Below are 23,036 nucleotides of genomic sequence, written 5' to 3'. Positions count from 1 at the left end.
GAATTTACTCAGACAGGAAAAATCCTTGAGGCTGAGATTCTACTAATTCCACGCCAAAGACTTCCGCAAAAGATTGTGCTATGTAAAAACGCACTTCTTGGCAGGTGATACCTGGAATCCATTCGGCTAAACTGCCTACAGGTTTATCAGAAATACCACAGGGTACAATGCGCTCAAAGCCTGTCATGTCTGGACAAACATTTAACGCAAAGCCATGCATAGTAATCCAACGGCTGACTTTAATACCAATAGCTGCAACTTTTCGCCCTTGCAACCAAACGCCAGTAAAAGCCGGAATTCTTTCTCCTTGCAATCCATAAATTGCCAATACGCGAATTATCACTTCTTCGAGTTGCCGTAAGTACCAATGGAGGTCTTTACGATAACGTTGCAGATTTAAAATTGGATAGCCCACCAGTTGACCGGGACAATGGTAAGTAACCTCGCCGCCTCGTTCAACTCGATGCACATCGTATTCACCTTTGTCAATCTCAAATTTGATAAAATCTGAGTTGCTTCCTTGTCCCAGAGTGTAGACAGGTGGATGTTCTAGCAAAATTAACACATCATCTAGACTGGGGTCGTGGATGCGCTCAGTGAGGAGCGATCGCTGCCATCCATGAGCTTCCAAGTAAGGCATTAATCCTTGGTTATATAGCAAACAAATGTTTTTATGTGGTTTATTGTTACTATGGATCATGCCAAAATTCAACCGTATAAAGAACTAAATATATTTCAAGTTACAGAATTAGAATCAAAAATTGTCAAGCTTTGCAAAGGATTTTAAAGGAAAGTCAAGGGAACATGCATAAGAAAATACAAAGTGCTAGCTTGAATAGATAACCTCAATAGGTTTTAGGAGGAATTCTCTGCAATAAGCATTATGCCAAGACAATAAGGAAGAATGTACTGGCTAATGACTTTAATACCATTGTTTGCATTTCAAACAGAATCAAACTTCCACAAAGCCTTGTATTTGTGAACAACAGCAAGCAAACCTCAATTGAACACAGAAGGAGCAAATATCAACAGTTCTGTACGCATTCCTTTAAAGGAAAAGGTAGTCATAGGAGCTACAATTAGATTTCCTCAACTCTTGAGTGCTAATTGGATATACAATTAGACATCGGCGCAGAGATGAGGAGGTAAATCAAGAATATACTTGATGATTCTTCAGATGCAATAAGCTAAGAGACGGCTTAACAGCAGTAGATACAATATAGTTCACAATTTGTTTTGGCGGGAGTAATAAAGCTTACCGCAATTTCTTTTCATACAAAGCAAATTCACACATCCAAAATATTCAGTGGGAGAGTATTACATGAAGCTTGTCATCCACGGCAAAAATATTGAAATCACCGATGCGATTCGTGAGTATGTACATCAAAAAATTGAAAAAGCAGTTAATCACTTTCAAAGCATTACAAATGAAGTGGATGTGCATCTGAGCGTCGCTCGGAATCCCCGAATTAATCCAAGACAAGCGGCTGAAGTAACTATTTATGCTAATGGTAGCGTGATTCGTGCCGAGGAAAGCAGCGAAAGTCTATATGCCAGCATTGACTTAGTTGCAGATAAAATTGCCCGTCAACTGCGGAAATATAAAGAACGGCGTCAAGACCACAAAACTCATGCTCAACCAACAGAAGTAGTTATTCCAGAGTCGATAGTAACAGATTTAATTGGCGATCGCACCCCCGAATTGCCCAACGAAGTCGTCCGCACTAAATATTTTTCCATGCCGCCGATGACAGTTGCAGAAGCCCTAGAACAACTGCAACTCGTGGGACACGACTTTTATATGTTCCACAATTCTGAAACAGGAGAGATTAATGTAATTTACGAACGTAACCACGGCGGTTATGGTGTTATCCATCCCCGCAATGGTAACGGAAATATTAACGGCAAAAATGGCAAGGCAAGCCACACTAATATAGTCATGCCAGAAAAGTCGCATTCGAGTAAATAGGGACTGGGGAATAAGCAAATGAGGTGAGCAGGGGAGCAGGGGAGAGTTCAAATACCAAGTTCTTTCCCCTCTGCACCTCTGCCTCTTGTAACTATTCCCTGATTTCACAAACTGTTCATCCATAACTTTCTGGGTGATGTCTGCACAAGCTAGATAGTAAGGATTGACAGTTTCTCTAGCTTGGAAGTAGACATCAGATTTTTGTGTTGTACCGACTGCCAAATCAGTATTTGCCAACGCTTCAGTAAGTTCGGGGGTAAGTTGGTGGACAGCAATGGATTTCACCTTTGATAGCTGCAATGCCATCATCACTACGCAACTCATTACGTAACCAATTGCGATCGCCTCCGGTAAAATATAGCCCATCGCATTACAATTTATACTTTTTAGTTATCCAATCCTATTTTTACAGCAGTTTTTTAATCTATCAAAAATCAATTCTCAAAATTGAGTATTCAAAATAGGTTAAACTGCGTATAAAAGCTGGTAGGATATTAGTCCTACTTTGCAACTAATCTTAATATCTTATTTAAGAATAAGTGTGTTTTGTCAACATATATCAGATGACGTTAAGGAGCAAAATATCATGCAAAAAGAATATATGGAAATTTTAGAATCATTAATTAATAAATTGACATTATCTGCAATATTAGAAATGTTAGAGCGAATATGTCACAAAAAAGCGGAAAATCTAAGAACTCATTGGCAAGATGAGACTTCAGCAAAGCTTTGGGATAAAGCTGCTAGACAGATAGAACAAATAAATGTTGATGTTTGAATCTACTATTATTCTTAACCTAAGCGTATTGCTTGATACACTCATTGCCTGACTCTGCTATCAATTGGTAGTGCAAAATCACGAGACCATTCATTCCAAGAGCCAAAATAATTTCTAGCAGAAATTCCCGCCTCTTCAAGTGCTATTAATGTATTCGCAGCCCTTGAACCCTTAAAGCAGTAAATATACACAATGGACTCGGAAGTAATACCTACTGACTGACAAATTTCTCGGATTTCATCAGGCGATCGGAAGGTGGGAATTTCCGATTCAGAATTCATTAGATGATGCCATTCTAACCATACTGCATTAGGGATTCTACCTTTGCGAGGACAAAAATCAGGATGGTAAGGAGAAGAACTCAACCCAAGCCATTCGTTGCGATCGCGCACATCTAATTTAATAATTGCTGGATTGTCAATTGCTTGCAACATCTCGGTGGTAGTCACCATCATGTCAGCGTTGGGATGCAATCTAAATATACTGCTTTCACGCTGCGGTACTTCATCGGTAGTAAGTAATCCTGCCTTGAGCCATGCTCTATATCCTCCGTGTAAAATAGATACCTGAGCGCAACCCAAATATTTCAGTAAAAAAGCTGCTCGACAAGATTGACCATAACCTTTATTTAAAGCATCTTCATAAACGATTAACTGTTCTGCACCAGATATTCCTACCCTGCTCATAATTTCTGCAAAATACTCTTGCAATTCCTTTAATCCTGCTGGGGAGGAATTCTCTAAAAGATAGGTGAAAAAATCTCTAATATTTATGGATTCAGAAATATGAGAAATAGCATAATCTTCTTGACTTCGCGTATCGATAATGACAGTATTTGATGATTTTTCTGCTAACAGTGACGTGACTTCTTGAGGGGAAATGAGGAGTTTTGTATTCACGCTTTCATGCTTCTGTTATCGTGCTATTAGGCATTATCGCTCTTGGTAGATTCGCATTTTGGAATGCAAATTACAGAAAAATAAATGTTAAATGTTATGAAATAACTTTTACGGCTGTGTTATTTTTAAGTAAAAAGTCAGAATTCTAAATAAATTACTCTCACCAAAGTTCATTAACAACACTTTAATTTCATGAGATTGTCAAATCGTTAGAATTAGAAAACTATTAGGTAAGATTTATGCAACTGCTATTTTTAAGGAATGGTTTTTTGGCGTTAACTTTTACTGCGATCGCTTCAAGCGGTGGATTAATTACAGGCTGTACTAGTACTGCTTCCCAGAACCAAAGCCAAACGCCAAAGGAAACCGCCACCAATACTAATGACAAGCAGATGATGAATCACGATGGTGACATGATGAATCACAGCATGGGAATGGATTTAGGCCCAGCCGATGCTAATTTTGATTTACGATTTATCGACGCTATGATACCGCACCATCAAGGGGCTGTGGAAATGGCGAATGTTGCGCAGGTGAAATCAAAACGTCCTGAAATCAAAAAACTAGCAGACAATATTATCAAATCGCAAAACCAAGAAATCACTCAGATGAAGCAGTGGCGACAAGCTTGGTATGCCAAGGCGGGAGATAAACCAATGGCTTATAACAGCCAAATGGGTCATACGATGGAGATGTCGTCTGACCAAATGAAAGGTATGATGATGAGTCAAGACTTAGGTGCAGCCGATGCTGAATTTGATTTACGCTTTATCAATGCGATGATTCCTCACCACGAAGGAGCTGTAACAATGGCAAAAGATGCCTTAACTAAGTCTAAGCGCCCTGAAATCAAGAAATTAGCCCAAGAAATTGTTAAAGCCCAAGATGTAGAGATTAAACAAATGCAACAGTGGCGAAAAGCTTGGTACAACAAGTAAACTGTTGAACCTGTCAAACGCCAACAGCTAGCTGGCTGTTGGACCTGAATTTAAATAAAACTTTCTTACCACACTTTATTCATATTCAAAATAAACCCAGGCAATACTAATTCGCCACTTACATTAACAGGATCATCTAAACATTCTTCTGGCAATCCAGGACGATAAATATACACTTTACGCTGCTTACGGTCGATCAACCAGCCTAACTGTATTCCTGGCTCGTTCATATATTCCTCCATTTTTTCCTTCAAAGTCTGGAGGTTGTCGCTGGGAGATTTGAGTTCGACTACAAAATCTGGACAAATGGGAGCAAACTTTTCTTGTTGTTTTGGAGATAGAGCATTCCACCGTTCTAATTTAATCCAGGAAGCATCTGGAGAGCGTTCTGCACCTGTTGATAGCTTAAATCCGGTACTAGAGCTAAAAGTTATACCTGTACCATCTTGTTCCGACCAAACCCACAGCTGCCCAAATATGTTACCTTCTCGATTTCCTGTCTCTGAACCAGTAGGAGGCATGATTACCAATTCTCCAAATTTATTCCGCTCAATGCGTAAGTCACGATTCACCTGACAGAATTCAAAAAATTGTTCGTCTGTCATTTGCATTGATGACGGAATTTGCAAAACTAAAGGAGATGAGAACATAGGGATTTCCTCCAGGTTCGGATGCTAGCCCACTGACTATATTCTCACGCAAAAAACAAAGACGCAAAGTTATATCTTGGCGTCTTTGCTTTTTTATCCGAAATCATTTTCAGATTTACTTGTTAGGCTGAGGAGTTACCCGCAGATAAGGTTTAACTTCCTCATAGCCTTTGGGGAATTTCTGTTTTAGTACTTCTGGATCTTTGAGTGAGGGGACAATTACAACATCCTCTCCATCTTTCCAGTCAGCTGGTGTCGCCACGCTGTAGTTATCAGTCAATTGCAGAGAATCAATCACCCGCAAAAGTTCATCAAAGTTGCGTCCCGTACTGGGAGGATAGGTGAAAGTGAGACGGAGTTTCTTATTGGGGTCAATCACGAAAACCGATCGCACTGTCACAGCCGCATTCGCATTGGGGTGGATCATATCGTAAAGGTCAGCAACCTTACGATCTGCATCTGCCAAAATTGGATAGTTAAGAGTGGTGCTTTGAGTTTCTTCAATGTCTCCCACCCAGCCTTTATGGGATTCTACGTCATCAACGCTGAGTGCGATCGCTTTGACATTGCGCTTGTCAAATTCTGGTTTGAGCTTGGCAACTGTGCCAAGTTCTGTTGTACAAACAGGTGTAAAATCAGCAGGGTGAGAGAACAGCACAACCCAGCTGTCACCTGCCCATTGGTAAAAATCGATGTCGCCGTGTGTTGAGGCTTGCGTAAAGTTGGGTACTGTGTCACCTAGACGGAGAGCCATGAGAGATTCCCTGTAGTTAGAAAGGCATATATATTCTAGTATGCCATCATGACATAAAACCCCTATTTCCCAATCGGACTTTAGCAGTTTGAAACAAAATTTTAGGTTGTTAACGCTCTCAGATAAAGGAAGAAAGAGAGGTAAAAGCTATTGACTAAAGTACACCTATATGCCTCAATTTAATATGTTTTCCATACAGATTTTTATTTACATAGAGGATTGTAAATATCAGGGCAATAGATGACTACAAGCTATTGCAGGTCTAGGCTTATTGAGTTGCAACATTTCCACATTATTGCAGAATTACGAGAAACTTTTTTAGCATAGATACAATATTTTGAGAAGTTTCTAAACTGTTAAAAATCAATTTTATAACGCAAGTATTGAGAATAAAGACTACAAAATATTTCTTATTTTTGAATTACTTATGATGATAGTAACCTTTTTAGTGATTGGTGTTATCCTCAGCACAACTGCGAGTTTTGTTTTTGGAGTTCCCCAGTTGATGCCAATTTTAGGTGCTGCTGTCCCTTATTCCATTTTCTTTTTACAAGTACGTCGTCAACAATATAAAAGTGCTTTTTGGTGGATGTTACTGTGGGGAGTTTTGCAGAGTATTGCCGTAATTATAGCAACAGCGATCGTACCAGAAACAGCAGCAAAAGTTATTCTCCGTGGACAGTCATACACTACAGAGATGTTGCACTGGATTCGCACGGGAGAAGGTTCAGAAGGAACACTGAGTTTATTTTTACCAGACCATTTATTGCACTATGGTATTTTTTGTATTCTCTGCGTTGTCACTTTAAGTAGTATGGCATTAATATTCGGCACTTGGATGCTGAACTACATGAATTTTTATGTTGCAGAATTAGTGAAAGTTAGTGCTAAACCCTGGCTTGCAGCTATCTTAGGGTGGTATCCGTGGTCAATTTTGCGGATAATCGGGTTTATCGCCACTGGAGTAGCTTTAGCTGCTTTAGGATTAAATCTAGTAACTCGCATCAGAGGTGAAGTTCCTAAATCTCCCTTTCCGAAAACTTATATGTTGATTGGGATTGGTTTTGTGATTGCGGATATTGTTGTCAAAGCAGTTTTAGCGCCTATTTGGCAGAAATTGCTGTTGTCTGCGTTGGGTTAAATTCATTTATTTGCCAGAATTTTATGGTAGGCTTGGATTGTTTGCTTGGCGATCGCATCCCAGCTAAAATTTTCCAAGGCATACTTTTGGGCGTTTAATCCCCGGCGTTGGCGATCTGCGGGATTTTGCAAAGCTTCTTGCAGTAACTCTACCAGTGCTTGAACATCTGTTGCGCCTACCCAACCCGACTCACTATCACGTATCTGTTGACAAATATGCACTTGGTCAGAAATGACTACGGGTACACCTGCTACCATCGCTTCAGCTACAGCAATCCCAAAATTTTCGTAGTAGGAAGGCAAGACAAATAAATCAGCAGCTTGTAGTAAACTAACTTTGAGTTCGCCAGTGACAAAGCCAGTAATTGTAGCGTGCGATCGCAATGGTGAATTTTGAATTTGGGATATTATCTTTTGTTCGTAATCTGGTTCTTGGGGATTAGTACCAGCTAAGACAAAATGAAACTTATAACCAAGCGCTAACAGCTTCTCTAGCGCTGGAATCAACAAATTTAATCCCTTTTTCGGGTCAATTCGTGACATAAACAGCACTAACGGTACATCCTTTGGTATTTCTAACTGACTACATACATTTTTAAGAGAAGATTGACGGGGAATCACACCCAAGGGAATCACCAAATCTGGTGTAGATACTCCAAATCGTTCTGATATTTTAGCTTCTTGGTCGCTGGTAAAATGAATTGCTGCGGCACTAGCTAAATTTTGACGTTCTATAATTGCAACATAAAGCTGTTTTAATTGCTTTTTCTTCTGCAAATCAGCCGGATCGAGAGTACCCAAAGGACGGAAAATATAAGGTAGTTTTTGCTGACGACAGACAAGAGCAGCAGCACTAATTATTGGTGAGAATAAAGCATGAATATGTGCTATGTCAAACTCGTGAGCATGACGTTTTAGCCAGTTTAATAAATCTAGGGAAAATTTGTAGCGACGAAATGGGGCACAACGAAAGTAAATTATTTCATAGCCATCTTGTTTAATTGGGCGATTTAAAGGGACATCCAGAGGTGTTTGACCATTATCACCATTACTATCAGTTGTGAGAATTGTAACTTCTACTCCCTCTTTTACTAAGGCTGGAGCTAATCCTAATACCATTTGACTAGGCCCACCGTAAATTAGAGAAATTGAGGGTACAATTTGTAATATTTTCATTTTTTTGTCATTTGTCCTTTGTCTTTCGTCATTTGTCCTTTGTTATTCACTAATGATTAACTCTTGATAAAACTCTAATTGCTGTTTAGCCAAAGCTTTATTTGTATATTGAACCATTGCTTTTTGATAACCCATTTTACCGAGATTATGAGCAAAATCTGGTTTATCCATTAATTGAACTAAGCAATTAGCAAGAGCTTGAGCATCACCTTCAGGAAATACTAAACCAGCCTCACCAATTACATAGGGAATTTCCCCAGAATCAGAACCAATCACGGGAACTTGGCAAGCCATAGCTTCAATTAGCACATGACCAAATTGTTCTTTCCAGCCAGCAGAAGTTAAGGTTTTAAACTTGTAAGTTGTTTCTGAAGGTAATACTAAAGTACTCATTAAGTTAATATAGCTTGAAACCTCATCATGGGGAACACTTTCTATCAAAATTAACCGTTCTTTAATATTGTTTTCTGCCGCAATCTTGATTAATTTACTTTGCAACTCTCCCCGTCCCAATAACAGTAATTTCCAAGGTTTATTTTTCAAAGTTACTAAGGCTTGCAAAAGCGTTAACAAACCCTTCTCTTGCACAAATCGCCCCACAAAACCTACTACAAAATCATCTTTTTTAATGCCAAACTTAGCTGCTAACTCTGGCTGGTTTTTGGGAGTAAATAAACTTTCATCTACACCCAGTTGGGGCATGACTTTAATTGCCCCTTTATATCCTCGTTGTCGCAAAACTTCTGCTCCATCTTGATTGCCAGAAATAATGCCGTGACTGTGGTTGAGGTTATACTTTTCTAATAAAGAAATTGGTAGTTTCAGTTCATAAGGAAGATTCCACCAGGTAAAAAATACATTTTTTGCCTTGAGTCCTAATAGCTGATTTAAGGCAATCATTTGAGTATAAGCCAAGGCTCTAGACCCTTGTTCTACTTGGATGATTTGGGGGCGAAATTGTTTTAATAAAGATATCAAATCAGCACCAAAGGTAAGGAGTCCCTGATGATTTTGACTAAAATTAGAAACTGGTACTATTCTGAATCTGCCTTCATCACGGTATTCAGTTTTAATAATTCTGTTTTGCACGCCGCCGGGTTTCCAGCGCTTTGGGACTACAACTGTAACTTCAATGTCAGGTTCTAGTTGAGATAAAGCGCGTAATTTTTCACAGTTGAGGTCTACGATATAAGTGTGACTAGCAACTAAGATTTTCATCTATCCTTTGTTATTCACTAATGACTAATGACCAATGACAAATGACTAATGCCTAAACTTGTTCATCCAATCGACTGTAAATTTGACCATCGTTCCATAGTGATTGGATGACAGTACCCAAGGCTTTGAAAAAACCCAAAGTGTAAAAAATAGCGCGAGTGGCAATTTTGATGGGGGAACCGCTTTTATGACAAGGTGGGCGTCCGAGAACGTGACAGTCAAATAAACGACCATATAAGCGCAAAGCTTGAGTCACAGTCAGGTTTTTCAGCCCCAGTAAAAAATGGTTGTGGTAGAAGGTGAGCTGATATTTTAGCGATCGCATACTAATATCATGACAACCTCCTGTTTCTTCGCCTAAATGTACTAAATGGGCCTCTGGGTCGTACCAAATTTTATACCCCGTTTGTCGCAACCGCAAACAAAAATCTGACTCTTCGCGTACTGCACTCCCACCAAATCTCTCATCAAACCTCAATCCATACTTAGTAAAAATTTCGCGGCGAAATGACATATTGCAACCCCTCGCTGTCAGTACTTGTTGGGGTTTGATAGTATGTACTAAATCAATATGATACCAAGCAATTCCTGGGTCCATAGCTTCGGGAGGCAGATATTCAATCTCTAAATCTCCTCTAGAATCACCTAATTTCATTCTGTCAAAAACCCGACCGGCGACAGCCCCCACCTCTGGGTTTTGCACATAATTTTTCGCATGGGCTGTTAACAATCCAGGGGTTAACTGAACATCATCATCAATAAACAATATTATTTCACCAGATGACCGCCGGACAGCATAATTCCGCGCCCCTGGCAAACTTGCCCAATTCAAGTGCAACCATTTAATTTTACCTGCTTTTGCCATCTCTTCTAGGTAGGCTTGAATTTCTGGTTGGTGTTTTGGAGTTTGGTCTACAATTAAAACTTCAAAATTTGGATAGTCTTGTTTTAAGACATCCACAATGCTATCGCGTAGCGCTTCTTCTCGTCCGTAGGTTGCGATAACTACAGTAACTAATGGCCAATTATTCATAATTTTTATTAAGTAATTTTACTACTTCTATAATAGCCTTGTAAAAATTAATTTTCATGAAATTCAGTAAGTGGCTATTGCTTTAATTTACACACTGTATTTTCACGGCTTCTGGAAAACCTCGCTCTCTCCATGACTACAAAATTGCTTACTCATCAATAAGTATCATCGAAGAATAAGTATATAGCGAGAATTTCGAGGTAAGTTTGAAATACTGAGGTATTATTGACCTCTAATCATATCTTTGGGCATTTTTATTTCATTTAAATTGTTTTTAGACGTTTTTTCTTATTTTTTTGTTGAGGGTTGGCATCTTCCTTATCTTGTTTCTCCAATTCTGGCAACTTAAAAAGAACTCCTGCAAAAAACCAATAATAGGCAGCAACAGGATCGACATCCAGAGGATAATAGTAAGTGTTGTAACTAATAAACAATATAAACACCCACAAAGCTGCTCCGGAACTGCGGAAATTACGGTTCTTTATGGAGCGATAGGTTTTAAAGCCAAGAATTGTTAAAGTTGTTACCAAACCCAGAAACGCTAATAATCCAAAAATTCCCACTTCATAAAGTACTTTGGGGTAATAGGTTTCTACAAGCTTAGTTTCACCCATCACACGGGCAGAATTGGTTGCTCGTCCTAAGCCGCTTCCTAATGGGCCGTCTACGTTTTTCCAATTTTCTTCAAATTGCTGGATGATAAAATCTTGAGGTGGTGAAGCGTTCCAACGACTGGCAAAACTATCGGTTCTCTCTTGTACGACAGCAGGGTTAGTCACCATCGCAATTCCCAGAATGAAGGCAAGTCCCACGCCTATCGGGATAAATCGTTTCAGGTTGCCAAGTTGTCCGGTGAGTAATAGCAAAATCCCGAAGCAGATTGGTACTAAAGCTAAGGCGATTCTCTGTCCAGAGATTACAGCATCGATAAAGACTCCCACTAAAGAAGCTAAACCGATTATCCGCCATATTGGGGAGGGATCGTTGAAGCCGGTGGCAAAAGTAAAAAAGGTGCTAGAAATTAAGAACCATGCCCACTGCCAAGGAGCTACAAATGTCCCTGGTAGGCGAATAATCCCTTCTTCGGGACTATATACTAGCGCTCCACCAAAATAACACCGAGCTTCGAGTGTTGCTCTAAATAAGGCATCTCCTTCCAGACCTCTAGTGCCTTGACACACACCAGTTAGTAGTAAAAAATATTGAATAAATCCCAGCGCGCAGCAAATCAGTGTAAGGACAATTTGGAGGCGCAATAAAAATAGAAAATCCCGCTTATCGCGAATTAGATAGTAGGCACAACCAATCAGGGGGACATAGCCTAAAAATACTTTTAGTCCCAGAATTCCCATGCCTAATGGTATTTCTTGGCGTGTTTTTTCTAATAGTCCCGCACTAGGCGGGTTAAATTGCTGTCCACCATTGACAAACAATAGTGTTAGCAGACTGCAAGCCAAAACAATATAAAGTGGGATTTTAATGCCTTTGGGAATAATTAAGGGTAGCCCCTGTCTACGGCAAGTCTGCCAAAGTCCAATTAGCGCTGGGACGTAAAAAGCATCTTTAGCTAATTGGAGTATGGGACTATTGCCCAAGTAGTAGGTGACAGTACCTCCCACAGGTATGTAAATGATGAAGGCATATAAAGCTTGGCGCGGATATTTGTAGGAAAGGGAAATGACTATTATCCCTAACACACCAGGGACTGCTGCTTTAATTCCAGCTACGAAAAAAAGTAGAATGCCAACCAAGACACTAGCAAAAGTGGCGGTAATGAGTAAGCTAGTGAGTTCTTTACGTACTTGGGCAGATTTGCGCTTTTGGGCTAACTGTTCTTTGAGGCTAAGGGTAGAAGTTTCCTTTTTAGCCTGCTTTTTCGATTTTTTAGATTGCTGAGATTTTGATTTGAATTTTGGCATAGTGGCACTGTAGCCTATCAGCCTCGCAAAATACTCCATTATATAGGACTAATATTTGATTTTGACACGTAGGGTCTGTTAGCGTTGAAACTACGGTACAATTTCAAGTTGTTGGTGCGTTACACTCCGCTAACACGCCATATATAGCAATCCGATTTGATTTCTGAAATTACTTGCGTAGGGAGAGAACAGAGAACAAGAAATAAAAGTGTACGGAGTTCTATTCAAAAATCAAATATAAGTCCTAAAAGACTAATTATTATAATTTTTCAAAAACAATTTACAATTCTGAGAGTTGATAAATCTCTTGGGATTGCTGTAGCTTGTATAATCCGAATTCGTCTCTAAGTGATTGATTTAATGATTTGCGATTAAAAATGCTAAATCTTAATCTTGTTGAATTTTTAAAAAGATTTTCTCCTGTTGCTAAAATATAAACCGCACCTGGAAATGGTAACGATTTGATTGATTTTCCTTTGCTCTTTAAAATGTCTCTAACTTTAGCGTGGTCTATATAATATCTATAGTATCCATAGCCACGATTATATTCTGCGGTTTCTGGCAAATCATTCAAATCATATCGAAGAATATTACAAGTACCGCACATTTTATAAAAATTGCTTCTCTTGATATATATGTAATTACTGCCTTCTTGATATTTATAACCTTTATTTATAAACCATCCATTAGAATCAGGATGTTGTTGAACAAATTTGGCTAACTTTTCACTCACACAATCGTCAGCATCAACTGTCATAGTGTGAGTGGGAGAAAATTGACGAGCATAAACCAATCCTTTTAAAATTTTACGCCCTTTATCTGTGTCTCCTTTGGCTTCAGGGGTAGGCTCGTTTGGATGGGAAAAATCAACTGTAATGTATGTGATTTGAGGATGAGTGAATTCTATTTTGGGCTTTTCGTGACAAACAACAATAACATGAAAGTTAGGTGAGGTTTGATTGCAAACTGATTTAATGCATCTTTCAAATAATTGTGTAACACGTTCCCAGGAATTGGAAACTTTTGCACTTTTGAGTGGGATCACAAAAACAAGCACTGTATTTTATCAGAATAAATAGCTAGGAATCTCGGAGTAAATAATACCACGTTCTGACTGACGCTAAGACTGAATTCATATAATGTTCGCATAATTGAGTTGTGATTCCCACAGTCATTGCACCCCACACGCCAAGGGAGAAGACCGCGCTGGCTCCTCTTAATCCTTTCTCGGCAAACGGTGAGGGGAGATGAAGCATAGCTTTGGCTCTTTGGGATTGTTTGGGTTTAATGAATAATCAAAATGTCACAGCTTCTACACATAACCAAGGATGGTTAATTCGTAGAAGCTGTAATTAAACTTGGCGTTTTTTTAAAGCAAAGATGAGATTTTAGCTAATTTAGTCCATCAGATGCTGCTGAACTTGCGAAACTAATTCATGTGTCCAGTAGTTAGCGAGTTCGGCATTGGCTGCTTCCACCATTACTCTGATGACTGGTTCTGTGCCAGAAGCGCGAACCAAAATTCTGCCGGAATCGCCCATTGCAACTTCAGCAAGAGCGATCGCTTGTTGCACAGGTTGGCAATCTTGCCATCCCAAACGGCGATCGCGATCGACAACTCGCACGTTCCGCAACAATTGTGGATAGGTTTGGAAGCTTCGATCTACTAATTCGCTCAAAGGAACACCCGCCTCTCTCACCAAAGATGCTATGTGTAATGCGGTTAACAAGCCATCCCCAGTCACGGCATAATGACGGCAAAGAATATGCCCTGATTGTTCGCCACCTAACATTGCTCCAGTACGCTGCATTTCGGCTTGCACGTATTGGTCGCCAACTGCGGTACGAATTAAGTTACCACCAATTTGCTGCCAAGCTTTCTCAAAGCCTAAGTTGGCCATGACTGTAGATACAATCAGGTTATCTGGCAATTGTTGGTTTTGTTGTAAGTGCCGTCCCCACAGGTAAAGAATGTAATCGCCGTTAACTTGCCTGCCTGTATTGTCTACTGCTAAGACGCGATCGGCATCGCCATCGAAGCCAAAGCCGATATCGGCGTTGTGTTCTTGTACCGTTGCTGCCAGAATGTCTAGGTGCGTGGAACCGCAGTTAACATTAATGCGATCGCCATCTGCTTCGTTATGCAAGCAGATTACCTCGGCTCCCATTTGTGTAAATATTGATGGTGCTAATCCAACTGCGGCTCCCCACGCCAAGTCTAAAACAATCTTCATTCCCTGAAGATTTAGGGCACTGTTCAAGGGTTTTTTCAACGCCGAACCATAATCTTCCACTAACTCGAAACGTGAGTAATGCCGTCCGCAATTACTGACTCTAGTTATTGGTGATAGCTTGCCACGCAGTCCCGCTTCTATTTCTGCCTGCAATATTTGCGGTAACTTCCCACCATTGCCACCAAAAACCTTAATCCCATTGTCTTCTGGGGGATTGTGGCTAGCAGAAATCATCACTCCGCCAATGGCATCAGTGACGCTGGTGAGATAGGCAACGCCAGGAGTGGGGCATAATCCCAAATACCAGACTTCTAACCCTGCTGCTGTTAACCCTGCACTCAAAGCCATTGCCAGCATATCGCTGGAGTTTCTAGAGTCCTGTCCGAGAATGACTGGCCCTACTTGAGTCGCATGGTTACGTAAAACAATCCCCGTCCAAAAACCAACTTGCAATGCAAGAGGGGCACTCAGTAATTCTCCCACTCGTCCGCGAATCCCATCTGTACCAAATAAGGGATTTGCTGGTAGTGGGATTAAATTCATTCCAAAACTGCTCTCAATCCCTTTGCCCAATCCCTCAATTTCGGAAGTAGAACCCCCATAAATGCCCGATGTCCGAGTTATAGATGAAACCATATTTTTAAACACTCCACACAATCACACTGAAAAATAAATAGCACTTAAGACTTTATTCAGCAATTTTGACATGCTTTTTCTCTTTAAGAAATTCATTTTAGAACGAGCTATCATTACGTAATAATACTGAATTTGCCTTTCTTTGATTGTAAATCTTTGATAAAGCCAGTATTGTTTTTTACGTTATTAATAAAGTCTCCACATCTTAGCCAATTATTCCCTTTATGCCAGCAATTTTCGTTTTGATTTTTATCTGTATTAGTTCACACATTGCAATGCTACTAACCAATAACTATGTAATAAATATTACTGTGACTGTATCACAAAAATTCTCTGCAAAGCTGAGAATGAAAGTAAAATTCAGCTAATAACAACAAAAAATTAAAAAACTAAAAACTAAATTTATGTTCTCTTGACCTTGTTGTTGTGTAAAAAATGACAAAATCATTGCAGCTTAAAAAATTTTAATATAAATTCTCATCAAATAGTTTTAAGGTAACGTTTTAATGGCTTTTTTAGCCGTTAGTGAATTAAAACTCCGGCAGTAAACTTTTTAAAGTTGAGAAATTTAGCATGAGCAGCAATTTAGCAACCAAATTACGTGTAGGCACTAAAAAAGCCCACACGATGGCAGAAAATGTAGGTTTTGTCAAGTGTTTTTTAAAAGGAGTAGTGGAAAAAAATTCTTACCGGAAACTAGTTGCTAACTTCTATTTCGTCTACTCAGCGATGGAAGAGGAAATGGAAAAGCACCGCCAGCATCCAATAGTTTCTAAAATTAACTTTCCTCAGTTAAATCGCAAGCATAGCCTAGAGCAAGACCTGAGTTATTACTTTGGTGCAAACTGGAGAGAGCAAATCAAACTATCTCCGGCGGGTGAAGCTTATGTACAGCGCATCCGAGAAATATCTGCTACAGAACCGGAATTGTTAATCGCCCATTCATACACTCGTTACATAGGTGACTTATCCGGGGGACAAATTCTCAAAAATATTGCTGTAACAGCGATGAATTTGTCTGATGGACAAGGAACAGCCTTTTATGAGTTTCCAGAAATTACTGATGAGAAGGCATTCAAAGCCAAATATCGGCAAATTTTGGATGAATTACCCCTTGACGAGGCGGCAACCGATCGCATTGTTGATGAAGCTAACGCCGCCTTTGGCACGAACATGAAGCTGTTCCAAGAATTGGAAGGCAATTTAATCAAGGCGATCGGTGTAATGCTATATAATAGCCTCACACGGCGTCGTACACGCGGTAGTACTGAACTCGTCACTGCTGAGTAATCGTGTTGAGATTGCGGAGTATGGTGTGTGGAGTCATAAGTTCAGATAGCCTGATGAAGGATAATTCATAGGTGTTTCTGGGGAAAGAGCGATCGCAGCTCAAAATATTTAGGGGCAATAGCCTTGTGACTGCTTTTGATTCGTGAAAGCAAGCATGGGGAGATTGCCCCTCAATTATGATTGAAGGAGTCAACTACCTCAAACCTGAATCATTAGAGAACTTTTATGTGTCGGCTAAACTGTTCCTCAACAAAATAGCTGCTAGAAAATTCACTTGCAAAAGAAACTTGATGAAAGTGATAATCTAGATTCAGCAAATTATAGACAAGTCTTAAAAAATAATCATCTATCCAGAAATCTACATCAAATAGTGAAATACCATATTTCCCTTCTAACCTGCGATTTAAAGTTTTTAGTAACCAAGACCATTGAGGTTTCAGGGTTGGATCGATGCGGTTCCCAAATACAGGATTAAAAAACTGATTTACTTGAGTTGTTCTCACATCAATCACTTTAGTTAATAAATCTGCTGCCTTGATTGGAGATGAATTAAACCAATAGTTAGCAACCACTAAATCATGTAAATAAGCAACGACAATTTTAGGATTTTCTTTAATGAACTGCGAGCGACAAACAATTCCTCTGATTGATGGAATTCTTAAAGTAATTGTTTGAGATAGAGGCAGCTTTCTGACAAAAGCATAAGCTTCTAAAATTGAGGCAAAAGTGTGACAACATACGTAAGCATCTATAGTTTTATTTGCCAAACTCTTACTTGCTTTACGAGGATCTTCATTCACTAATCTGCAATCTTTACTGACATTCATATCATAGAGGTCAAAAAGAGTAATGATGAACCTATGGGCATTTGAACCAAATAAAGTAGAAATTCGTTTACCTTTTAGATCCTGGATAGTGTTTATAGAAGAATCTTTATGCAAAACAATATTTATATCTTGACCCAAAAGATTATACGAAGCAATCCCAATTAATTTAGAACCAAAACTTAAATCATCAAAGAATTGGCTACCATTATTCAAGAGAGAAATATCATCTAAAATACAAATATCTAGTTCTCCCCGCTTCATCTGTCGGTTCATTTGTTCCCCAGAAGCAAAGGGTAGAATTTGTAACTCGAAATCTCGATTAATTTCAATATTTTTGAAAATAGGCTGTTCAAGTGATGAGGTTTTCTGTAAATCAGAAATATACTTAGTTCCATATCCAGCAATAAACTGTCCTATGGAATCTCTCTGAATACCTATCCTAAGAACATTTTCTTCTTTAGGAGAACAGCTACCTAAAAATAGATTTACGTTGGGCAAACTTTCTAAGTTATCCGGATCTAGTCTAAAACTTCTCACCAAACTCTCTGCGGATATTAACAATTCACTAAAGCGAGGAACATGAAGATAAATTCCATATTCATTGACATCTTGAATCGGAAAAGTTAGGACTTGGTATTGAGATATTATATCAGCTTGACAAAAGTCAGGTAAAATCGTTAGCTTTTGATTTTTTGAAGCGTAATTTAGTACATCTTGATAGCTATGTAGTAGCTGTACACCATTTAATTTGTTCATCAAAAATTCATTTTTAGATAGTTCCTGATGAACCTCATCTAAAAGTACAACATCAGCCAGATCGATATCATTTATTTTAACTAAGCTATGCTCATTGAGATATTTACTTGCCCCAAAGGATACCAACAGCATTTTATGAGTTTTTAATCTAGTGCAGTGGTGTTCTTCTTTGTATCCAGCGCAACTGTTGAGCAAAAGATCCATTTCTAGGAGTTGAGAATTGGAAAAAAATCTGCTATTTTTAACCGCAATCTCTTTAAAATTTCTACCTGGAAAACAAAGCTGAAATCGCTGCAAATATTGTTTGAGCCAGACTTCTAAAATTAAACTAGTAGCCCCCAATATCAAATCTTCGCCCTCAGCGCTAAATGTTGCCTGAAATTCTTCTTGCAGATTTTCTACAGTTTCTACTAGATTAAGTGTCTGAGAAATCAATTTCCTGCCTTTATTAGTCAAGCAGATAGAGCCAGGTGAGCGATTTAGGAGAATTACTCCAAAATAATCCTCTATTTGTTTGACTTTTTTACTAATTAGTGCTTGACTATAACCTAGTTTCTGTGCTGCTTTAGAGAAGCTACCACAATCATCTACTGCTTTTAAGATTTTGAGGTGATTTAGGGTAATGTCTTCGAGTTTAATATTATTCATGCTAGGTAAGCAAGATTTTTAATTACAAGGTAATTAAGCTACTCTGCTGTCTATATTCGGAAATAACTAGTTTGTGGAAGCGAATAGTGTCTTCCAACATAGATTCAAATTTCAGTACTATTAAGTCAACGCCAACGGCTTCGTATTCTTTCAGGCGGTTAATAACAGTATAGCGATCGCCAACCAGTTGAGCAGATAAACCGAGATTGGCTTCAATGGTTTGACTAATATCTAGTTTGTTGTGGGCAACTACGTTAGGATCGATTTGCTCTTGAAAGTACTCGATTTGCTGCCAATCGGCAGAACGATAAATCGCTTCTAATCTGGCTTGGGCTTGGGCGGTATGTTCGCCAACGATCGCAAACGCACTCATTGCTACTTTAATCTGACGACCGTAGCGATCGCTAGCCAATCTTTTCACTTTCTGCACCAATGCTGCCGTTTTTTCTGGGTCATCAGCGTTGATAAATAGATAATCTCCCAGACGAGCCGCTAGGTTAATTGCCCTGTCTGATTCACCAGCAATGAAAATGGGTGGTGTTGGTGTCGGCCGATCTGCGAGAATACCACCCTTAATAGTGTAGTATTTGCCAACATAATTAAACCCTTCGACTGTCCACAGCCCCTTGATTACATCAATGTACTCTTCTAATCGTGCGTAGCGATCGCTGTGAGGTAGCCAGATATCTCCATAGCTTTCTACTTCTAACTTCCACCAACCTGCAATACCACTGAGAGCAAATCTGCCGTTACTAAGCTGATTTTGAATGTTTGCACTCAAATTGGCAACTACCGCAGGCAGTTTAAAACCAGGTTGTACAGCCGCAACAATCTTGATATTCTTGGTGTTCAAACTTGCTAAAGCTGCTGTAATCCAAGCGTCAGCGACATTATAGTTAGGCCCATGAACTGCATTTAAGTAATGTTCGGGAATGTAATAAAAGTCATAACCTAACTCGTCTGCCTGAACTGCCAGCTTTACCAAGTCTTGTGTAGATAAATTAGCTTCATGGTTGACAACCCGCAACCATCCACCACAGACCGGCGACCAAATTCCAAACTGAAGTGGCATAAATGTTTTTCCTGTGCTTTTTTTTACGAGGCATTCAGTAAACTACGGTAGCTATATCTTTTTACCGTAATTTAATAGTTCACACTACCACATTTATTTCTGCTATGTATAGTTGCAGATGACAGATGAGAAGCATTTATTTATCACGATCTGGAATAGTATCGATACTTTGTCGAGTCCTGATTCCTGATTGCTCTGACTGAATCAGGATAATAGCCAGCAGGTATAAAAAATAATTAAATACCCAGGAAAATTGGGCAGTATTCCAAAATGGAATATGGAAATGGAATTTAAGTATATCGAGTCACGACATCAGAAAAATTGTTGTGATAAAGTCTGATTCATTAAAAACTACGGTAGCACAGTCGAGTTATGGTATATTATTGCCATCAAAGAATTGTCTACTTGTAAACTCAAAGTAGTTTGCAACCACTCTCAAGCTTTCGATTTTGACTAAAATTTTGCCCTATCAAGTTTTAGCTGATTTGTTAGTGATCACAAATTTAGATTTTGTTACTTCACTTGCAAACTTAGACAAATAACCAAGCAATTTCAATTACAAACGCACAATTATGGTAGATATTAAGTTCGCATACTGGATTCCCAACGTTAGCGGTGGGTTAGTTGTTAGTAAAATTCCCCAACGCACAGATTGGACTTACGAATATAATGCTCAACTAGCTCAGACGGCTGAAGAAGTTGGATTTGAATATGCTCTAGCACAAGCCAGATTTATCGCTAGCTATGGCGCTGAATATCAGCTAGAGGCACTTACAACTGTGTCAGCCTTGGCTCCAGTCACCAAGAAATTGAAATTGATTGCAGCAGTTCACCCTGGATTGTGGCATCCGGGAGTAGTTGCCAAAATGGGTGCAAGTATTGATTTTCTCTCTAACGGTCGGTTTGCTCTGAATGTAGTTAGCGGTTGGTTCAAAGATGAATTCACTATATATGGTGAACATTGGTTAGACCATGACGAACGCTATCGTCGTTCAGAAGAATTTATCCGCGTTCTCAAAGGTTTGTGGACTGAGGAGGAGTTTCACTTCAAAGGCGACTTTTATCGCATCAACGGTGGTTGGGTGAAGCCTAAACCAATTAATCAGAATCCCCACCCGGAGATATTCCAAGGTGGTAACTCCAAGGCAGCACGGCGGATGGCTGGTCGCGTGTCTGATTGGTATTTCATGAATGGCAACACCATAGAAGGCGTGAAAGAGCAGATTGCAGAGGTGTCTGAATTAGCTCGTCAAGCAGGACGCACAATTAAGTTTGGTTTGAATTCCTTTATCATCGTGCGAGATACAGAAGCAGAAGCGCATGAAGTATTGCGCGATATTATTGCCCAAGCGGATGTAGAGGCGGTGAAAGGATTTGGCGAAGCGGTGAAACAGGCGGGATCTTCTACTCGTGAACGTCAGGGAATGTGGGCGAATTCCAATTTTGAAGACTTGGTACAGTATAACGATGGCTTCCGATCGGGCTTGATTGGCACGGCTGAACAAGTAGCTGAAAAGATTCGCCAGTTCCATGAAGCGGGAGTCGATCTAATTCTCGGTGGCTTCTTACACTACACAGATGATTTACCAGCATTTGGTAAGACAGTAATACCAATTGTGCGCGAACTTAAAGCTAATCGTCGGACAGCTGATGAGTTGGTTGGAGTGTAAAAGATTAACAGCAACATACTCTGTAGGAGCGGGTTTTGTGGATTGAAACTGTTGTAGATAACAGCTATATCCGAACGGCACTAAGAAAAACCCAAAGGCTGTCTCATAGTAGTGACGATTATCAGTCATTCAATCACAATCAAGGAGTTTCACCATGACATCAGTAATTAATACTGACCAGAAGGCGCATATTATTCGGGATGACAAAGAAGCGATCGCGATCGCTCACGAACTAGCAGCTGAGTTTGCCAAGGGAGACTCAGAGCGCGATCGAACTCGGCGTTTACCTGCCCAAGAGGTAGAAAAGTTTTCCCAGAGTGGATTGTGGGGAATTACAGTCGCAAAAGAGTATGGCGGTGCTTTTGTATCAAGTGCCACCCTGGCAGAAGTAATTAAAATCATCTCCGAAGCTGATTCTAGCCTCGGTCAAATTCCCCAAAACCATCTCTACATGGTGGAAGCAGTCCGGTTGGATGGTACAGATGAGCAAAAGAAGTTCTTCTTTGATTTGGTTCTACAAGGTAAGCGCTTTGGTAACGCCTTCTCAGAAATTGGCACTAAGTCTGTGACTGATGTCCAAACAAAATTAACACCAGATGGCTCTGACTTCGCACTCAACGGACGTAAATACTACTCTGCTGGGGCACTATTGGCACATTGGGTTCCTGTGATTGCCAGTAATCCAGATGGTAAGACAGTGGTGGCATTTGTCGAAAGAGATGCCGAAGGATTAACCCTACTTGATGATTGGACAAGCTTCGGACAGCGTACCACTGCTAGCGGCACTACCATTATTGAAAATGTGAAAGTTAAGGCAGAACACGTGATTCCGCACTACTTAGCCTTTGAGAGGGCTACACCAATGGGTGCGATCGCGCAAATCATCCAAGCCGCCGTAGATGTGGGAATTGCTAAAGCCGCAGTCCGTGATACCATCCACTTCGTTCGCAAGCATACCCGCCCTTGGGTTGACAGCAATTTAGAAAAAGGTTACGAAGACCCGCTAACGCTCTATAACTTAGGCAATGTCCAAATTCAGGTTCACGCTTCTGAAGCATTGCTGCATCGTGCAGGCGAATTTCTTGACATCGCCAACGAGTCAGGCTTAGAAGAACCCAAGGTAGTTGAAGCATCAATTGCAGTTGCTGAAGCCAAAGCCTTAGCTACCGAAGCAGCATTACTAGCTACCAACAAATTATTTGAACTAGCTGGTACTAAATCCACATTGGAGGAATTCAACTACAATCGCCACTGGCGAAATGCCCGCGCTCACACACTCCACGATCCCGTGCGTTGGAAGTACTACGCTGTTGGTAACTACTTCCTCAATGGTGTCTATCCCCCGCGCCATCCTTGGTTGTAATTGCAGTAATTGCAACATTCTCTCTGGGGTGAAGCTTTCAGAATTAATATTTACCAGAATGCTTTA

Annotated in this window: 20 protein-coding genes; 7 read left to right on the top strand and 13 right to left on the bottom strand. The window is 39.9% G+C overall.

All coding sequences use genetic code 11. From position 1 onward, the window contains the following. Positions 1–4 precede the first annotated feature (4 nt). Positions 5–700 (bottom strand): lipoyl(octanoyl) transferase LipB, encoded by a 696-nt coding sequence (lipB, locus tag ACFE93_RS16745; RefSeq protein WP_375474338.1) that lies wholly within the window; start codon positions 698–700, stop codon positions 5–7. 621 nt (positions 701–1,321) lie between these two features. Here lipB and hpf point away from each other — a divergent pair. Both hpf and ACFE93_RS16735 read left to right on the top strand, forming a co-directional pair. Further along, positions 1,322–1,969, top strand: coding sequence for a ribosome hibernation-promoting factor, HPF/YfiA family (gene hpf / locus ACFE93_RS16740; protein ID WP_375474337.1), 648 nt, complete (start codon positions 1,322–1,324; stop codon positions 1,967–1,969). Positions 1,970–2,555: 586 nt separating this feature from the next. Beyond that, positions 2,556–2,747, top strand: a complete 192-nt coding sequence (locus tag ACFE93_RS16735; protein WP_099099305.1) for a hypothetical protein — start codon at positions 2,556–2,558, stop codon at positions 2,745–2,747. 41 nt (positions 2,748–2,788) lie between these two features. On the opposite strand, the gene ACFE93_RS16730 is transcribed toward ACFE93_RS16735, so the two are convergent. After that, positions 2,789–3,646 (bottom strand): sulfurtransferase, encoded by an 858-nt coding sequence (locus ACFE93_RS16730; protein WP_375474336.1) that lies wholly within the window; start codon positions 3,644–3,646, stop codon positions 2,789–2,791. Between the two features lie 239 nt (positions 3,647–3,885). Here ACFE93_RS16730 and ACFE93_RS16725 point away from each other — a divergent pair, with 239 nt between their 5' ends. Then, positions 3,886–4,584, top strand: coding sequence for a DUF305 domain-containing protein (locus ACFE93_RS16725; protein ID WP_375474335.1), 699 nt, complete (start codon positions 3,886–3,888; stop codon positions 4,582–4,584). Between the two features lie 65 nt (positions 4,585–4,649). On the opposite strand, the gene ACFE93_RS16720 is transcribed toward ACFE93_RS16725, so the two are convergent. Further along, on the bottom strand, positions 4,650–5,234 hold the full coding sequence (locus ACFE93_RS16720; RefSeq protein WP_375474334.1) for a Uma2 family endonuclease: 585 nt from the start codon (positions 5,232–5,234) through the stop codon (positions 4,650–4,652). 115 nt (positions 5,235–5,349) lie between these two features. After that, positions 5,350–5,988 (bottom strand): peroxiredoxin, encoded by a 639-nt coding sequence (locus tag ACFE93_RS16715; RefSeq protein WP_375474333.1) that lies wholly within the window; start codon positions 5,986–5,988, stop codon positions 5,350–5,352. A gap of 427 nt (positions 5,989–6,415) precedes the next feature. Here ACFE93_RS16715 and ACFE93_RS16710 point away from each other — a divergent pair, with 427 nt between their 5' ends. Further along, positions 6,416–7,129: a hypothetical protein gene (locus ACFE93_RS16710; RefSeq protein WP_375474332.1), complete on the top strand. Its 714-nt coding sequence runs from the start codon at positions 6,416–6,418 to the stop codon at positions 7,127–7,129. Positions 7,130–7,131: 2 nt separating this feature from the next. On the opposite strand, the gene hpsP is transcribed toward ACFE93_RS16710, so the two are convergent. From hpsP to glmM, 6 genes are all read right to left on the bottom strand, one after another. Beyond that, on the bottom strand, positions 7,132–8,304 hold the full coding sequence (hpsP, locus tag ACFE93_RS16705) for a hormogonium polysaccharide biosynthesis glycosyltransferase HpsP (RefSeq protein ID WP_375474331.1): 1,173 nt from the start codon (positions 8,302–8,304) through the stop codon (positions 7,132–7,134). A 42-nt stretch (positions 8,305–8,346) separates the two neighbouring features. Next, complete coding sequence (gene hpsO / locus ACFE93_RS16700; protein ID WP_375474330.1) at positions 8,347–9,522, bottom strand: hormogonium polysaccharide biosynthesis glycosyltransferase HpsO; 1,176 nt, start codon at positions 9,520–9,522, stop codon at positions 8,347–8,349. A 52-nt stretch (positions 9,523–9,574) separates the two neighbouring features. Then, entirely contained in the window at positions 9,575–10,555 is a 981-nt protein-coding gene (hpsN, locus tag ACFE93_RS16695; RefSeq protein WP_375474329.1) for a hormogonium polysaccharide biosynthesis glycosyltransferase HpsN, read from the bottom strand. A 263-nt stretch (positions 10,556–10,818) separates the two neighbouring features. Then, the gene (gene hpsL, locus ACFE93_RS16690) at positions 10,819–12,474 is read right to left on the bottom strand and encodes a hormogonium polysaccharide biosynthesis protein HpsL (protein WP_375474328.1); all 1,656 of its coding nucleotides are present in this window, start codon (positions 12,472–12,474) and stop codon (positions 10,819–10,821) included. A 280-nt stretch (positions 12,475–12,754) separates the two neighbouring features. Continuing rightward, a complete protein-coding gene (locus ACFE93_RS16685; protein WP_375474327.1) occupies positions 12,755–13,531 on the bottom strand; it encodes a glycosyltransferase family 2 protein in 777 nt (258 codons plus the stop codon). A 340-nt stretch (positions 13,532–13,871) separates the two neighbouring features. Continuing rightward, positions 13,872–15,344 carry a phosphoglucosamine mutase gene (gene glmM, locus ACFE93_RS16680; RefSeq protein ID WP_375474326.1) on the bottom strand — a complete coding sequence of 491 codons (1,473 nt, stop codon included), beginning with the start codon at positions 15,342–15,344 and terminating at the stop codon, positions 13,872–13,874. A gap of 573 nt (positions 15,345–15,917) precedes the next feature. Between glmM and ACFE93_RS16675 the strand changes: the two genes are divergently transcribed. After that, positions 15,918–16,634, top strand: coding sequence for a heme oxygenase (biliverdin-producing) (locus ACFE93_RS16675; protein ID WP_375474325.1), 717 nt, complete (start codon positions 15,918–15,920; stop codon positions 16,632–16,634). Here ACFE93_RS16675 and ACFE93_RS16670 read toward each other — a convergent pair. From ACFE93_RS16670 to ACFE93_RS16660, 3 genes are read right to left on the bottom strand one after another with little or no spacing between them, the layout of a single operon-like run. Then, entirely contained in the window at positions 16,621–16,827 is a 207-nt protein-coding gene (locus ACFE93_RS16670) for a hypothetical protein (protein WP_375474324.1), read from the bottom strand. The genes ACFE93_RS16675 and ACFE93_RS16670 overlap by 14 nt on opposite strands. A 19-nt stretch (positions 16,828–16,846) precedes the next feature. After that, entirely contained in the window at positions 16,847–18,865 is a 2,019-nt protein-coding gene (locus tag ACFE93_RS16665; RefSeq protein ID WP_375474323.1) for a LysR family transcriptional regulator, read from the bottom strand. A 22-nt stretch (positions 18,866–18,887) separates the two neighbouring features. Continuing rightward, positions 18,888–19,937, bottom strand: a complete 1,050-nt coding sequence (locus ACFE93_RS16660; RefSeq protein ID WP_375474322.1) for an LLM class flavin-dependent oxidoreductase — start codon at positions 19,935–19,937, stop codon at positions 18,888–18,890. A 572-nt stretch (positions 19,938–20,509) separates the two neighbouring features. Between ACFE93_RS16660 and sfnG the strand changes: the two genes are divergently transcribed. Continuing rightward, positions 20,510–21,607, top strand: a complete 1,098-nt coding sequence (gene sfnG, locus ACFE93_RS16655; RefSeq protein ID WP_292860314.1) for a dimethylsulfone monooxygenase SfnG — start codon at positions 20,510–20,512, stop codon at positions 21,605–21,607. A 154-nt stretch (positions 21,608–21,761) separates the two neighbouring features. Beyond that, positions 21,762–22,970, top strand: coding sequence for an SfnB family sulfur acquisition oxidoreductase (locus ACFE93_RS16650; RefSeq protein ID WP_375474321.1), 1,209 nt, complete (start codon positions 21,762–21,764; stop codon positions 22,968–22,970). The last annotated feature ends 66 nt before the right edge of the window (positions 22,971–23,036 follow it).

It is taken from the genome of uncultured Nostoc sp. (genome assembly GCF_964247315.1).
Taxonomy (GTDB): Bacteria; Cyanobacteriota; Cyanobacteriia; order Cyanobacteriales; family Nostocaceae; genus Nostoc.
The sequence above is the reverse complement of the archived record's forward strand: the minus strand, read 5'-3'. Positions and strand labels throughout refer to the sequence as shown.